This window comes from Acidovorax sp. SRB_14, assembly GCF_012932145.1.
Classification (GTDB): domain Bacteria; phylum Pseudomonadota; class Gammaproteobacteria; order Burkholderiales; family Burkholderiaceae_C; genus Simplicispira.
Window position 1 is genome coordinate 45,536 of the sequence record NZ_MWOK01000006.1, and the last position, 14,383, is coordinate 59,918.

The window sequence follows — 14,383 nt, forward strand, 5'->3', positions numbered from 1 at the left end:
ACGCTCTGACCGCAAAACCCGCTTCGGCGGGTTTTTGCATTTCATGGTGTTTTGGCCTGCAGGGCCCAACTGGTAAGCGCTGATAGCAATCGAATCGATAGCTTTCGGCCTGGCGCCTCAGTCGCGCGTGGCGCGCCGCTGCACGGCCGCGATGTAGGCGTCGCCGTCGGGCGGTCGGCCCGAGCGCTGGCTCTCCCACAGCATCTCGCCCAGGCATTCCATGGCGGCGTGGTGCGCGTCGTGCAGCGAGTCCAGGCGCTTGGCCAGCAGCTCGACCGCCTGGCGGATGCCGCGCGGCTGGTCGATGCTGCACTGCTCGCTGATCGACAGGTGCATCGACAGGTGCAGGAACGGGTTGGTGTGCTGCGGCGTTTCGTCGTAGTTGCGCGCCAGGGCGGCATCGGTATCGGCGAGGTCGGCGTGGTATTCGGGGTGCTCGGCGATCCAGAGGCTGGCCAGCGTTTCGATGGCCTCCATCGGGGCGCCGGCCTGGGTTTTGGCATGCGTGGCGCAGAAGAAGCGCCGCACATCGGCTTGGGACGGGTTGAACATGCGGGCAAGCGTAGCACGCACGGGAAGGTGCGCGCGGGGCGGCAGCGGCGCCGTCCTACGCTGGCGGCGCAGCGCGGCCCTTACATTGGCCTGGGCCGGCGCAGAGGGCTGCCCCGCCAGTGCCAGACCTGTCCCTTTACCAGACCGAGGAAATTTCCCCATGAATGCTTTGAGAATCACCGGCCTGGTGCTGATCGTGCTGGGTCTGGCCGGCTTCTTCACCGGAGGGTTCAGCTTCACCAAGGACACCACCCAGGCCAAGCTCGGACCGCTGGAGCTGACCGTGACGGAAAAAGAGTCCGTTAATGTGCCCCCATGGCTGAGCCTGGGTGCCATGGCGCTGGGGGCCGTGGTGCTGGTGCTGGGCTTTCGCCGGCGCTAGCCCGGCGCGCGGACGCCGCAAGCAGCGGGTCAGCGGCCCGGTGCGCCCAGCATCTGCGAGATGGCCTGCGCTGCCTCCAGCAGCGGGGGCAGCATGCCGGCCTGCATGGCGTCGGCGCTGGTGCGGTTGGCCTGGCCGCTGATGTTCAGCGCCGCCACGGTCTGGCCGGCGCGGTTGGTCAGCGGCGCGGCCACCGAGATCAGGCCCTCTTCGAGCTCCTGGTTGACGAGGCACCAGCCCTGTGCGCGCGCCTGCCGGATGTGCGCCAGCAGCGCGGAGCGGTCCACCGTGGTGTGCTGGGTGAGCCGCTGCAGTGGCACGCTCTCCAGGCGTGCGCGCAGCACGTCGTCGGGCAGGGCCGCCAGCAGCACGCGCCCCATTGAGGTCCAGCAGGCCGGCAGGCGTGAGCCGATGGCCAGGTGGTTGCGCATGATCTTGTGCGTGTGCACGCGCATCACATAGACGATCTCCAGGCCGTCGAGCACGGCGGCCGAGCAGGACTCGCGCACCTGGTCCACCAGCGTCTCCATCACGGGCTCGGCCAGGTTCCACAGCGGCATCGACGACAGGTACGAGAAGCCCAGCTCCAGGATGCGTGGGGTCAGGCGAAAGAGCCGGTCGTCGCTTTCGACATAACCCAGGGTTTGCAGCGTCAGCAGGATGCGGCGCGCGCCGGCGCGCGTGAGGCCCGTGCGCGCGGCCACTTCGCTAAGCGTCTGCTGCGGCGCCTCGGCGCGGAACGAGCGGATCACTTCGAGCCCGCGCGCGAAGGACTGCACGTAGCTGTCACCGGGCCGGGGACTTTGGGGGAAATTGGGGGGGGGCATCGGCGTGCGTCCTATAATTCATTATACGAACATTTGTTCTTATAGCGAACAAATACCGGGTTTTGAATTTACCAGGAGCGCATCCATGATCAACAAGATTGCCGACTCGGTGGCCCAGGCGCTGTCCGGCGTGAAAGACGGTGCCACGGTGCTGATTGGCGGCTTCGGCACCTCGGGCAACCCGGTCGAGCTGATCGACGGCCTGATCGCCCACGGCGCGCGCGACCTCACCGTGGTCAACAACAACGCCGGCAATGGCGAGACGGGCCTCGCGGCCCTGCTCAAGAGCGGCCAGGTGCGCAAGATCATCTGCAGCTTCCCGCGCCAGGTGGACAGCTGGGTGTTCGACGACCTGTACCGCAGCGGCAAGGTCGAGCTCGAACTGGTGCCCCAGGGCAACCTGGCCGAGCGCATGCGCGCCGCCGGCGCCGGCATCGGCGCGTTCTTCTGCCCCACGGCCTACGGCACCGAGCTGGCGGCCGGCAAGGAAACCCGCGAGATCAATGGCAAGCACTACGTGCTCGAGTACCCGATCTACGGCGACGTGGCGCTCGTGAAGGCCGAGCAGGGCGACCGCTGGGGCAACCTGACCTACCGCATGTCGGCGCGCAACTTCGGCCCCGTCTGCGCCATGGCGGCCAAATACACCGTCGCCACCGTGCACGAACTGGTGGAGCTCGGCGAGATGGACCCCGAGGCCGTGGTCACCCCCGGCATCTATGTCAGCCAGGTCGTCAAGGTGCCGCGCGTGGCCACCCAGGCCGGCGGAATCAAGCAGTAAAGCCCGTTCAGCCCAAGGAGATACAGCGTGAGCAGCTACCAAAAACGAACCAAGGATGAACTGGCAGCCCGTGTGGCCCAGGACATCTACGACGGTGCCTATGTGAACCTCGGCATCGGCATGCCCACCAAGGTGGCCAACCACATCCCCGCTGGCCGCGAAGTGGTGCTGCATTCCGAAAACGGAATTCTGGGCATGGGGCCCGCACCCGCCGCAGGCCAGGAAGACTACGACCTGACCAATGCCGGCAAGCAGCCCGTGACGCTGCTGCCCGGTGGCAGCTACTTCCACCACGCCGACAGCTTCGCGATGATGCGCGGCGGCCACCTCGACATCTGCGTGCTCGGCGCGTTCCAGGTGTCGGCCACGGGCGACCTGGCCAACTGGAGCACCGGCGAGCCCGGCGCGATTCCCGCCGTGGGCGGCGCGATGGACCTGGCCGTGGGCGCCAAGTCCACCTGGGTGATGATGGATTTGCTGACCAAGACCGGCGAGTGCAAGGTGGTCAAGGAATGCAGCTACCCGCTCACGGGCCTCGCCTGCGTCAAGCGCATCTACACCGAGCTGTGCACGCTCGAATGCACGCCCGAAGGCCTGCGCCTGATCGACACCGTGCCCGGTCTCTCGCACGAGGAACTCGAGCGCATCGTCGGCCTGCCGATCCAGCCATAAGCATCAAAACCGGCTCCAGCCTTTATCCCATAAGCGCTGGAAGCTCACTTTTTTGAAATCATCCCTTTCGGAGACACCATGAACAACGCCCCCCAAGCCTTCATCTGCGACGCCATCCGCACCCCCTTCGGCCGCTACGGCGGCGCCCTCTCGGGCGTGCGCACCGATGACCTGGGCGCCATCCCGATCAAGGCGCTGATGGAGCGCAACCCCGGCGTGGACTGGGCCGCCGTGACCGACGTGATCTACGGCTGCGCCAACCAGGCCGGCGAAGACAACCGCAACGTGGCGCACATGTCCAGCCTGCTGGCCGGCCTGCCGATCGAAGTGCCCGGCGCCACCCTGAACCGCCTGTGCGGCTCGGGCCTGGACGCCGTGGGCACGGCCGCGCGCGCCATCAAGTCGGGCGAAGCGCGCCTGATGATCGCCGGCGGCGTCGAAAGCATGAGCCGCGCCCCGTTCGTCATGCCCAAGGCCGAGAGCGCGTTCAGCCGCAACAACGCCGTGTACGACACGACGATCGGCTGGCGCTTCGTCAACAGGCTGATGAAGGCGCAGTACGGCGTCGACTCGATGCCCGAGACGGCCGAGAACGTCGCCGACGACTTCAAGATCGAGCGCGCCGCGCAGGACCGCATGGCGCTGGCCAGCCAGACCAATGCCGCCGCCGCGATCGCCGCCGGCCACCTGGCGCGCGAGATCGTGCCGGTGACCATTGCGCAAAAGAAGGGCGACGCCATCGTGGTGAGCCAGGACGAGCACCCGCGCGCGACCACGCTCGAGGCGCTGGCCAAGCTCAAGGGCGTGGTGCGTGAGGGCGGCACGGTGACGGCCGGCAATGCCAGCGGCGTCAACGACGGCGCCTGCGCGCTGCTGCTGGCCGACGAAGCCAGCGCCGCGCAGTACGGGCTGACGCCGCGCGCCCGCGTGGTCGGCATGGCCACGGCCGGCGTGGCGCCGCGCATCATGGGCTTTGGCCCGACGCCCGCCACGCTCAAGGTGCTGGCGCAGACCGGCCTGACCATCGACCACATGGACGTGATCGAACTCAACGAAGCCTTCGCCGCGCAGGGCCTGGCCGTGCTGCGCGCGCTGGGCCTCCAGGACGACGACGCCCGCGTCAACGCCTGGGGCGGCGCGATTGCGCTGGGCCACCCGCTGGGTGCCAGCGGCGCGCGCCTGGCCACCACGGCCGTGAACCGCCTGCACGCCACGGGCGGCCGCTACGCGCTGTGCACTATGTGCATTGGCGTGGGGCAGGGCATTGCGGTCATTCTCGAACGCGTCTGACGTCCGGGGCTGCGGCCCTTTTGCGCGCCTTGCGCAGCATTTTTTCAGGAATTTTCACCATGAGCATCACCTTCCGCACCCCCTCGCGCCGCCAATTTGCCCTGCAGGCCGCTGCCGCCTCCCTGGCCCTGCTGGGCACTGTGTCGGCCCTGGCGCAAACCGCGTTCCCGACCAAGCCGATCACCATCGTCGTGCCGTTCTCGGCCGGCGGCACCACCGACATCCTGGCGCGCCTGATGGGCCAGTACCTCTCGACCGAACTGGGCCAGCCCGTGGTGGTCGACAACAAGGCCGGCGCGGGCGGCAACATCGGCGGCGCCCTGGCCGCCAAGGCGCCGGCCGACGGCTACACCCTGTTCATGGGCACGGTGGGCACGCACGCCATCAACGCCGCCCTGTACAAGAAGATGCCCTTCGACCACATCAAGGACTTCGCGCCGCTGTCGCGCGTGGCCAACGTGCCCAACCTGCTGGTGGCGCACCCCGCGGAGCCGTACAAGACCGTGCCCGAGATGATCGCCTACGCCAAGGCCCATCCCGGCAAGATCAACTTCGGCTCGCCCGGCAACGGCGCGTCGCCCCACCTGTCGGGCGAACTGTTCAAGTCGATGGCCAAGGTCAATCTGACGCACATCCCCTACAAGGGCAGCGCGCCGGCCGTCTCCGACCTGCTGGGCAACCAGATCTCCATCATGTTCGACAACATGCCTTCGGTGATCCCGCATGTGCGCTCGGGCAAGCTGCGCGCGATTGCCATCACCACCGCCAAGCGCTCGCCCGAGCTGCCCGATGTGCCCACCATCGCCGAAGCCGGCGTGCCGGGCTACGAGGCCGTGTCGTGGTTCGGCATGTTCGCGCCGGCGGGCACGCCCGCGCCGGTGCTGGCGACGATCAGCGCGGCGCTGTCCAAGGTGCTGGCCAACCCCGAAGTGCAAAAGAAGATCAGCGCCCAGGGCGGTGAGACCGTCAACGAAACGCCCGCGCAGTTTGCCGCCTTCATCCGCGCCGAAACCATCAAGTGGGGCAAGGTCGTGAAGGAGTCGGGCGCCAGCGTCGACTGATCGGCTATCAAAAACAATAGCTGCTGGCGCTTATCCCATAAGCGCTGGGGGCTGTTTTAGGCTGTATCCCTGGGGGCGCTTTCGGCGCCCTCTGTGCCGTCTGGGGCCGCGGAGGCCTTGGACGCCGCCTGGAGCGCGCGCTCCTGGCGCTCCTTGGCCATCTGCTCGGCCAGCTGGCTGCGGCCCTCGCGCGCCACCGCGATCGACTTGGCGCGGTCCTGGTAGTACGGGTACATGCGGTCGACCAAAGCGATGTTGTGCTCGCGGAAGCGCCGCGTGATGGCGCTGGCCTCGGGGGCCGGCAGGCCCATCAGTTCGAGCACGGTGTGCGCGCTGCACAGGCTCGATTCGAACAGCTCGCGCTGCACCAGCGCCACGCCCACATCGCGCAGCCGGTTCCAGTGCGTCACGTCGCGCGCACGCGCCACCACCTGCAGCTGCGGAAAATGCTCGCGCGCCAGCCGGGCGATCTGGAGCGACTGCTCCGGGTCGTCCACCGCAACGACCAGGATGCGCGCCTGACCGGCCCCGGCGATGCGCAGCAGGTCCAGCCGCGTGGCGTCGCCATAGAACACGCGGTAGCCAAAGGTGTGCGCCACTTCCAGCATTTCCACGCTGTGGTCCAGCACCGTCGTCGGAATGCCCTGCATCAGCAGCACGCGCGCGACGATCTGGCCGTAGCGGCCAAAGCCGGCGATGAGCACGGGCGCTTCCTGCGGCTCGGAAATCTCCTCGGCCTGCGGCGCCTTGACCTCGGCGTAGCGGCGCAGCAGCGCGCGGTCGAGCAGCGCCAGCAGCAGCGGGCTGAGCAGCATCGACAGCGCCACCGCGCCGATCAGCAGCGAGGCCACTTCGGGCGAGAGCGCCTTGGCGCCCGCTGCGGTCTGGAACACCACGAACGCGAACTCCCCGCCCTGGGACAGCAGCAGCGTGAACACCGGGCGCTCGCGGTAGGGGATCTTGGCGCCCGTGGCCAGCGTGTAGATCACCACTGCCTTGATCGCCAGAAAGCCCAGCACGACGGCGGCCATGGTCCACGGCGAGCGCATCAGCACGCCGAAGTCGATGGTCATGCCCACGGCCATGAAGAACAGGCCGAGCAGCAGGCCCTTGAACGGTTCGATGTCGGTCTCGAGTTCGCGCCGGTATTCGCTGTCGGCCAGCAGCACGCCGGCGAGGAACGCGCCCAGCGCCATCGACAGGCCGAGCTGCACCATCAGCATGGCAATGCCCACGACCAGCAGCAGCGAGGCGGCGGTGAAGATCTCGGGCGTCTTGCTCTTGGCGATCCAGCGCAGCAGCGGGCGCAGCAGCAGGCGTCCGCCGACCACGATGGCGCCGACCGCGCCGACGATTTTTGCGGTTTCCCACACCAGCTCCATCGGCTCGTGCTCGGCCTGCGCGCCGGCGGCCGCGCCCAGCAGCGGCAGCAGCGCCAGGATGGGGATCGCCGCCACGTCCTGGAACAGCAGGATCGAGAACCCGGCCTGGCCGCTCTGCGTGCGCATCAGATTGCGCTCCTGCAGCGTCTGCAGCGCGATGGCGGTTGAGGACAGCGCCAGCCCCAGGGCCCCCACCAGGCCCACGCGCCAAGGCAGGCCTGCCGCCCAGGCCATGGCAAACAGCGGCGCCGCGCACAGCAGCATCTGCGCGCTGCCGAAGCCGAAGATCGGGCGGCGCATGCTCCACAGGCGGCTGGGCTGCAGCTCCAGACCGACCAGGAACAGCATCAGCACCACGCCAAACTCGGCAAAGTGCAGGATGTCCTGCCCATTGCTCACCAGCGCCAGGCCCCACGGTCCGATCGCGATGCCGGCGGCCAGGTAGCCGATGATGGCGCCCAGGCCGAGCGCGCGCGCAATGGGCACGGCCAGCACGGCGGCCGCCAGGTACAGGAATCCGTAGGTGAGCCAGGTCGGGGCGTGGGCCATGGTGGTGTGTGCAAAGTCCGCTGGCGCGGGGGCGGCAGGGGAGCGGCGATTTTCGCACCCGGCGCGCTGGGGCGGTTGGCGTGGGCGTGAAATGCTCTTTAAATAATAGCGCGTGGCGCATACCCCATATGCGTTGGAAGGCTTTTTTACCATTTTTTTGGCGCTGCGCCGGCCGGCGTTGATAAGATGCCAGCCTCCTTCTGAAACACCACCCCACCGATGGACTTGCACACTTGGTTGGCCTTTTTCGCGGCGGCGTGCGTGATCGCGGTGTCGCCGGGTTCGGGCGCGGTCCTGTCCATGAGCCATGGTCTGTCGTACGGGGTGCGCCGCACGGGCGCCACCATCGCGGGCCTGCAGTTGGGGCTGCTGTTGATCTTGCTGATCGCCGGCGCGGGCGTGGGCTCGCTGCTGCTGGCGTCCGAAGTGGCGTTCAGCACCGTCAAGGTGCTCGGCGCGTGCTACCTGATCTATGTCGGCTGGAGCCAGTGGCGCGCCAGCGGCGCCGTGGCCCTGCCGGGCAGCGCGGGCGCCGCGCCCGCCAGCCGCTGGCAACAGCGCTGCATGACGGGGTTTCTGACCAACGCCACCAACCCCAAGGGCATCATCTTCATGGTCGCGGTGCTGCCGCAGTTCCTGACCGAGCAGCGGCCGCTGGCGCCGCAGCTGCTGATCCTCGCGGCCACCATGGTGGCCGTGGACGTCGTGGTCATGCACGGCTACGCGGCCAGCGCCAGCGCGCTGCGCCGCCTGCTGCGCAGCGCGCGCGCCGTGCGGGCGCAAAACCGGGTGTTTGGCGGCCTGCTCATGGCCGTGGGCGCCGGGCTGTTTTTTGTGCAGCGCGGCACCCGCACGGGTTGAGCGCCCGGCATTAGCTATTGTTTCAATAGCTTAAAACGTCCTGGGGACGGGCGTTGATGGCGTTTTTGCCATGAAAACGGGCCTGCCCGCGGCAAGCGGGCGGGCCCATGCACTTCCAAGGAGGCCACGATGGCTTGGATGGACAGCCCCGAGGAACTGGCACCTGCCGCGGTGCCCACCGCAGAAGCGCACGGGCCGCACGCCGACCTGGCCGCCGGCCTGCTGGCCACGCCGGCCACGGCCTCGCCCAAGTACTTTTATGACGCGCGGGGTTCGGCGCTGTTCGAGCAGATCACGCGCCTGCCCGAGTACTACCCCACGCGCACCGAGCAGCACATCCTGTCCACCCACGCCGTGGCGTTGGCAGGCGAGATCGCCCCCGGCGCCACCGTGATCGAATGGGGCGCAGGCAACTGCGACAAGGCGCGCCAGCTGTGCAGCCTGCTGGCGCCGGCCCGCTTCGTCGCGCTGGACATCTCGGTGGAGTGCCTCCGCGAGGGCGCGCGCCGCCTGCAGGCTGCCTGCCCGGCGGTGCAGGTGAGCGCGCTGGCGGCCGACCTGACGGCCGAGCTGGCGCTGCCAGCCGACGTGCCGTGCGAGCGGCGCGTGGTGTTCTATCCCGGGTCGTCGATCGGCAACTTCGACCCGCCGCAGGCGCTCGACCTGCTGCGGCGCATGCGGCGGCTGCTCGGCCGCGACGGCGCACTGCTGCTCGGCGTGGACCTGCTCAAGCCGGTGCCCGTGCTGGAAGCCGCCTACAACGATGCCGCGGGCGTCACCGCGGCGTTCAACCGCAACCTGCTGCGCCACGCCAACCGCCTGCTCGGCAGCGATTTTGCCGAGCGCGACTGGGAGCACCACGCGTTCTTCAACGCCGCGCACGGGCGCATCGAGATGCACCTGCGGGCGCTGCGCGATCTGGTCGTGCGCTGGCCCGGGCACGCGCGCGCCTTCCGCCGGGGCGAGTCGATTCACACCGAAAACAGCCACAAGTACAGCCTCGGCGGCATCACCGACCTGCTGGCGCGCGCCGGCTTTTCGCAGGCGCAGCCGTGGATCGACGCGCAGGGCTGGTACGCCGTGCTGTTGGCGCGGCCTTGAAGCGGGAGCCGCGCGTGTCTGCCCCTACCGCCATGGCCGCGATGCCCTCGGAACACGACTACCGCGCCGTGCGCGCGCGCACGCTCTCGTTGGCCGCGCCGCTGTCGGCCGAGGACTGCTGCGTGCAATCGATGCCCGACGCCAGCCCCGCCAAATGGCACCTGGCGCACACCGCCTGGTTCTTCGAGACCTTTGTGCTCGAAGCCTGCGAACCGGGCTTCCAGCCGTTCGACAGTGCGTTCCGCGTGCTGTTCAATTCGTATTACCAGGCCGTGGGCGCGCGCCACCCGCGCCCACAGCGCGGCCTGCTCACGCGCCCCAGCCTGGCGCGCGTGCTCGAGTACCGTGCCGACGTGGACCGGCGCATGGGCGCGGTGCTTGCGAGCGGGCAGACACAAGAGCTGGCTGGTGTCGTGGCGCTGGGCCTGCACCACGAGCAGCAGCACCAGGAGCTGCTGCTGACCGACATCAAGCACCTGCTCTGGTGCAACCCTTTGAACCCGGCCTACGCAGGCGCGCCGCGGCCCGTGGCAGCGCCGGCGCCGCTCGCGTGGCACCCGTTCCCCGGCGGGGTGGTGGAGATCGGCCACAGCGGCAGCGGCTTTTGCTACGACAACGAACTGCCGCGCCACTGTGTCTACCTCGCGCCGTATGCGCTGGCCTCGCGCCTGGTGACGAATGGGGAATACGCCGCCTTCATCGCGGCCGGCGGCTACGCCGACCCGGCCTGGTGGCTGTCGGAAGGCTGGGACTGGCGCGCGGCCGAGGGTCTGGCGCACCCGCGCTATTGGCACGACAGCGGGGCCGGCGGCTGGCACGAGTTCACGCTGGGCGGCCTGTGCGCGCTCGATGCCAACGCGCCGGTGGTGCATGTGACGTACTACGAGGCCGACGCCTTTGCGCGCTGGAGCGGCGCGCGCCTGCCGACCGAGGCGGAATGGGAGCACGCGGCCGCTGCGCTGCCGGTGCAAGGCCCGTTTGCCGATGCCGGCCGGCTGCACCCGGGCGGCGCCGGCGCAGGCCTCTCGCAGATATGGGGTGAGGCCTGGCAATGGACGGCGACCAGCTATGGCCCCTACCCCGGCTTCCAGGCGGGGCCGGGCGCGATTGGCGAATACAACGGCAAATTCATGGTCAACCAGTACGTGCTGCGCGGGGGCTCGTGCGCCACGCCGGCCGGCCATGTGCGTGCCAGCTACCGCAATTTCTTTCCGACCACGGCGTTCTGGCAGTTCTCGGGCATCCGGCTGGCGCGCAGCGTGTGAGTGCGGGCGGTTCATACGGCCTGTCCCGTGCTCGACAGCGGGCCGCGCGCGGCGGGTTAGAGTGGCGGGCATGAGAATCTTTCCCACTTTGCAAGACTTGGCCGCCTGTGTTGGCCAGAACGTCGCGGTCAGCGACTGGACCACCATCACGCAGGAGCAGGTCAACCTGTTTGCGCAGGCCACAGGTGACCACCAGTGGATCCATGTCGATGTGGAGCGTGCGCGCAACGGACCCTTCAAGGCGCCGATCGCCCACGGCTACCTGACGCTGTCGCTGCTGCCGCAGTTCTTCGCCTCGGCCTTGCGCGTCGAGCAGACCGGCATGGGTGTGAACTACGGGCTCAACAAGGTGCGCTTCACGGCGCCCGTGCCCGTGGGCAGTCGCCTGCGCGCGCACCTGCGTTTAGTGGAGTGCCAGCCCGTCGAGGGCAACGGCATGCAGATGGCCTGGGATGTGAGCGTCGAGCGCGAGGGCACCGACAAGCCCGTCTGTGTGGCGCAGTCGCTGGCGCGCTACTACCCCTGACCCTGCTGTAGCCTTCTGCCCTCTTTATTGATCGCCGTTGACGATGGTGCCTGCCCGTTCGGCGGCCATGCCTTCGCTGCGCACGGCGTCGCGCGTCAGGGTGTTGGGTGGGCCAGCCAGCGGGGCACGGTCCTGATCCCACTCGCCGTAGCGCGGCAGGGTGCCGGCCCTGCGCGCTTCCATGAGGTCGGCGACGACGGCTTCGCGCGTCAAGCTACTGCCAGCCATGGTCTGGGTGTAGTCGGGGTACTGTTCGCCGTAGGTGCCAGAAGTGTCGTGCGGCGCGGCATGGGCGCCGGCTGCGGCCAGTGAAAGGGCGGCGGCAGCGAAAATCAGGTGCGTTTTCATGGTGTTGTTCCTTCTAGTGTGTTGAACATCCATGCGCCCAAGAAATGTGGATCGCCTGTGCCTTGAGCGCTTTTCGGTGAAGCTTCTGTTTCCGAAGTCCGTCATCGACCAAGCCACTGTAGGCAGGGAAAACCCGAGTAAATACCCCAAATTACGCAACAAGTAATTCCACAATGTCAGTAAATGACGGATTGGGTATCATTTTTGTTGCGAAAATGTGATTCAGAGGCCCATCGCGCAGGTGCCCTGGCCTGAGGTGGCTCGCACCGCAGAGGCAGCCTGCAGGACTGTGCCACCCGGCGAAATGGATCGTTCGAGGCTGCACTTTGCGGCATTGCAGCCAGCCGCAGGCCGCTCAGGCTTGCGAACGCGCGGGCACGGTGCCAAAGCCGTTCTGGCGCCAGGCCTCGAACACGGCCACCGCCACGGCATTGGACAGGTTCAGGCTGCGTTGGCCCTCCCGCATGGGCAGGCGCAGGCGTTGCGCAGGTGCAAAGGTTTCGCGCAGCTCCGGCGGGACGCCACGGGTTTCCGCGCCAAACACCAGCCAGTCGCCGGGTTCGAAGCGGCTTTCGTAGGCGGTCTGGGTGCCGTGCGTGGTGAAGACATACATGCGCAGCGGATCGGGCTGCATGGTGCGCAAAAAGGAAGTCCAGCCCGGGTGGCGCCGCACGTTTGCGTATTCGTGGTAATCGAGCCCGGCGCGCCGCATCAGCCGGTCTTCCATGGAAAACCCCAGCGGCTCGATCAAGTGCAGCGCGCAGCCGGTGTTGGCCGCCAGCCGGATCACGTTGCCCGTATTGGGAGGGATTTCAGGCTCGACCAGAACAATATTGAACATGTGCGTATTGTCGTGCCGGCCGGGCGCGGCCTGGCGCTGCGGGTGTCGGTGCGCGTCAATCGCGCCGCTCAGTGCGTGCCACCACCAAACCCGTGATGTGCGCCGCACCTGCCTGGCGCAGCGCCAGCGCCGCCGCGTGCAGTGTGGCGCCCGTGGTCATCACGTCGTCGACCAGCAGCACCCGTGTGCCTTGCAGCTGGCGCGCACGCAGGGGTTCAACGGCAAAGGCGCCGCGCAGGTTGCGCAGGCGCTGGGCGCGCGTCAAATGGCTCTGGGCCTCGGTATCGTGGGTGCGCAGCAGCAGCGCGGCGTCGGTCTTGGCGGGCGCCAGCAGGCGCGCCAGCAAAAGCGCCTGGTTGAATCCGCGGGTGCGCAGGCGCGCGTGCGACAGCGGTATGGGCAGCACCAGGTCGGCGGCTTCCAAGGCGGGCTCTGCCCATGGCGTGCTGCGCACCAGCGTGGCGAGGGCCCCCGCCCAGCCGGGATCGCCCCGGAACTTGAATTCGCCCAGTGCCCCGGTCCAGGGGTAGGCGTATTCGACCGCAGCAATGCACGCGTCCAGCGGTGGCGGCTCGCGCAGGCAGGCGCCGCAACGCTGCACGGGGGCTGCCAGCAAGCCGGCGCAGCGGTCGCAGCGCCGCCGGGGTGGCGCAAAGCGCGCGGCGCAGGCGTCGCACACGCGCTGCGCCGGCCACGCGCGGCACACCGCGCACTGGCTGGGGAGGTGCTCGCCCAGCTTGCGCCACTGCGTGGATATCCTTGATGCCATCCGGCTGAACATGATGGTGTCCAATATAAGCGCGCCCCGCGTCGTTTCCCTTTACCGATATTCCATCTTCCATCCATGCAGCCAGAGCGTCCTCCTACGATCGATCCCATTGCCGCTGCGCGCTGGCATGCTGCCGCGCCAGCGGCGTCGCCTTGGTTGCACGAAGAGGTGGCCCGGCGCATGGAAGGCCGCTTGCAGTGGATCCGCGAGGCGCCCTCGGCCTGGTGCCACTGGGATGCCGTGCGCGGCGGCTTGCAGGCCCATGCGCTGGTGCGCCAGCGCTACCCGCAGGCGCAGTGCTTCGTGGCCGAGACCGCGCCTTCTCGCCAACCGCAGGCGGCGAAGGCACTGGCGGCACCCTGGTGGAGTGCCGCGCGCTGGAAGGACGGGGCCACGCGCTTTGAACTGCCGCCCGAGGGGGGCGTGCAGATGCTTTGGGCCAACATGGCGCTGCACATGGCGCCGGACCCGCAGGCGCTGATGGCGCAGTGGCACCGCGCGCTCGCAGTGAACGGCTACCTGATGTTTTCCTGCCTGGGCCCGGACACCGTGCGCGAACTGCATGCGATGTATGCGCAGCTGGGCTGGCCGGTGCCTGGCCATGCATTCACCGACATGCACGATTGGGGCGACATGCTGGTGCAGGCGGGGTTCGCCGAGCCGGTCATGGACATGGAGCGCATCACCCTGACCTTTGCCAGCGCGCCGCGCCTGCTCGAGGAGTTGCGTGGACTCGGCGCCAACCTGCATCCACAGCGTTTCGGGGGGCTGCGCGGGCGAGACTGGCATGCGCGCCTGCAGCAAGAACTGGCGCAGCATCTGGCCGACCCGCGCCAGGACGGGCAACTGGCGCTGACGTTCGAAATCGTCTATGGCCACGCCTTCAAGCCGGCACGGCGCGTGCCGGTGAACCCCCACACTGCCGTGTCCTTGCAAGACATGCGGGCCATGCTGCGCGGTGCGGGGCAGAAATAGCCGATTTTCTGCCGAATTCACGGTGCTGTGTCAATGACTTGGCGCAAGCATTGCGCCCTTGCTGCGAACGCACTTTCAATGTCAATGACCTGGGACAAGCCGCGCTACAATCGCCGGCGTTGCAAGCCAGGGTCACGCACTGTTACGCAATGCATGTGCCCTGCACTGTATGAGACGCCATTCCTCCAGCGCACTGATGGT

16 protein-coding genes are annotated in these 14,383 nt (G+C 68.3%); 10 read left to right on the forward strand and 6 right to left on the reverse strand.

The window, feature by feature from the left end:
• Window positions 1–117: 117 nt before the first annotated feature.
• Window positions 118–552 (reverse strand): DUF1841 family protein, encoded by a 435-nt coding sequence (locus B2J86_RS06530; protein ID WP_169168620.1) that lies wholly within the window; start codon window positions 550–552, stop codon window positions 118–120.
• Window positions 553–712: 160 nt separating this feature from the next.
• On the opposite strand from B2J86_RS06530, the gene B2J86_RS06535 reads away from it, so the two are divergent.
• Window positions 713–934, forward strand: coding sequence for a hypothetical protein (locus tag B2J86_RS06535; protein WP_173025012.1), 222 nt, complete (start codon window positions 713–715; stop codon window positions 932–934).
• Window positions 935–963: 29 nt separating this feature from the next.
• On the opposite strand, the gene B2J86_RS06540 is transcribed toward B2J86_RS06535, so the two are convergent.
• Window positions 964–1,761 (reverse strand): IclR family transcriptional regulator C-terminal domain-containing protein, encoded by a 798-nt coding sequence (locus B2J86_RS06540; RefSeq protein WP_169168619.1) that lies wholly within the window; start codon window positions 1,759–1,761, stop codon window positions 964–966.
• Between the two features lie 85 nt (window positions 1,762–1,846).
• Here B2J86_RS06540 and B2J86_RS06545 point away from each other — a divergent pair, with 85 nt between their 5' ends.
• The 4 genes from B2J86_RS06545 (at window position 1,847) to B2J86_RS06560 (ending at window position 5,565) form a co-directional block, all read left to right on the forward strand.
• Entirely contained in the window at window positions 1,847–2,542 is a 696-nt protein-coding gene (locus B2J86_RS06545; RefSeq protein WP_169168618.1) for a 3-oxoacid CoA-transferase subunit A, read from the forward strand.
• Window positions 2,543–2,569: 27 nt separating this feature from the next.
• A complete protein-coding gene (locus B2J86_RS06550) occupies window positions 2,570–3,214 on the forward strand; it encodes a 3-oxoacid CoA-transferase subunit B (RefSeq protein ID WP_169168617.1) in 645 nt (214 codons plus the stop codon).
• Between the two features lie 78 nt (window positions 3,215–3,292).
• A complete protein-coding gene (pcaF, locus tag B2J86_RS06555; RefSeq protein ID WP_169168616.1) occupies window positions 3,293–4,504 on the forward strand; it encodes a 3-oxoadipyl-CoA thiolase in 1,212 nt (403 codons plus the stop codon).
• Window positions 4,505–4,563: 59 nt separating this feature from the next.
• Window positions 4,564–5,565 carry a tripartite tricarboxylate transporter substrate binding protein gene (locus tag B2J86_RS06560; protein ID WP_169635986.1) on the forward strand — a complete coding sequence of 334 codons (1,002 nt, stop codon included), beginning with the start codon at window positions 4,564–4,566 and terminating at the stop codon, window positions 5,563–5,565.
• Window positions 5,566–5,621: 56 nt separating this feature from the next.
• Here B2J86_RS06560 and kefC read toward each other — a convergent pair whose 3' ends face one another.
• Complete coding sequence (kefC, locus tag B2J86_RS06565; RefSeq protein WP_173025013.1) at window positions 5,622–7,496, reverse strand: glutathione-regulated potassium-efflux system protein KefC; 1,875 nt, start codon at window positions 7,494–7,496, stop codon at window positions 5,622–5,624.
• Between the two features lie 219 nt (window positions 7,497–7,715).
• Between kefC and B2J86_RS06570 the strand changes: the two genes are divergently transcribed.
• The 4 genes from B2J86_RS06570 to B2J86_RS06585 all read left to right on the forward strand — a co-directional run bounded on the left by B2J86_RS06570 (window position 7,716) and on the right by B2J86_RS06585 (window position 11,249).
• Window positions 7,716–8,357, forward strand: coding sequence for a LysE family transporter (locus B2J86_RS06570; protein ID WP_169168613.1), 642 nt, complete (start codon window positions 7,716–7,718; stop codon window positions 8,355–8,357).
• A gap of 138 nt (window positions 8,358–8,495) precedes the next feature.
• Window positions 8,496–9,458, forward strand: a complete 963-nt coding sequence (gene egtD / locus B2J86_RS06575; RefSeq protein ID WP_173025084.1) for an L-histidine N(alpha)-methyltransferase — start codon at window positions 8,496–8,498, stop codon at window positions 9,456–9,458.
• A gap of 32 nt (window positions 9,459–9,490) precedes the next feature.
• On the forward strand, window positions 9,491–10,723 hold the full coding sequence (egtB, locus tag B2J86_RS06580) for an ergothioneine biosynthesis protein EgtB (protein WP_173025085.1): 1,233 nt from the start codon (window positions 9,491–9,493) through the stop codon (window positions 10,721–10,723).
• A gap of 70 nt (window positions 10,724–10,793) precedes the next feature.
• Window positions 10,794–11,249 carry a MaoC family dehydratase gene (locus B2J86_RS06585; RefSeq protein ID WP_169168612.1) on the forward strand — a complete coding sequence of 152 codons (456 nt, stop codon included), beginning with the start codon at window positions 10,794–10,796 and terminating at the stop codon, window positions 11,247–11,249.
• A gap of 24 nt (window positions 11,250–11,273) precedes the next feature.
• Here B2J86_RS06585 and B2J86_RS06590 read toward each other — a convergent pair whose 3' ends face one another.
• From B2J86_RS06590 to B2J86_RS06600, 3 genes are all read right to left on the reverse strand, one after another.
• Window positions 11,274–11,597: a DUF4148 domain-containing protein gene (locus B2J86_RS06590; RefSeq protein WP_169168611.1), complete on the reverse strand. Its 324-nt coding sequence runs from the start codon at window positions 11,595–11,597 to the stop codon at window positions 11,274–11,276.
• Between the two features lie 355 nt (window positions 11,598–11,952).
• The gene (locus tag B2J86_RS06595; RefSeq protein WP_169168610.1) at window positions 11,953–12,438 is read right to left on the reverse strand and encodes a tRNA (cytidine(34)-2'-O)-methyltransferase; all 486 of its coding nucleotides are present in this window, start codon (window positions 12,436–12,438) and stop codon (window positions 11,953–11,955) included.
• A 55-nt stretch (window positions 12,439–12,493) separates the two neighbouring features.
• Complete coding sequence (locus tag B2J86_RS06600; protein ID WP_169168609.1) at window positions 12,494–13,219, reverse strand: phosphoribosyltransferase family protein; 726 nt, start codon at window positions 13,217–13,219, stop codon at window positions 12,494–12,496.
• 63 nt (window positions 13,220–13,282) lie between these two features.
• Here B2J86_RS06600 and B2J86_RS06605 point away from each other — a divergent pair, with 63 nt between their 5' ends.
• Window positions 13,283–14,182 (forward strand): class I SAM-dependent methyltransferase, encoded by a 900-nt coding sequence (locus B2J86_RS06605; protein ID WP_169168608.1) that lies wholly within the window; start codon window positions 13,283–13,285, stop codon window positions 14,180–14,182.
• Window positions 14,183–14,383: the final 201 nt, after the last annotated feature.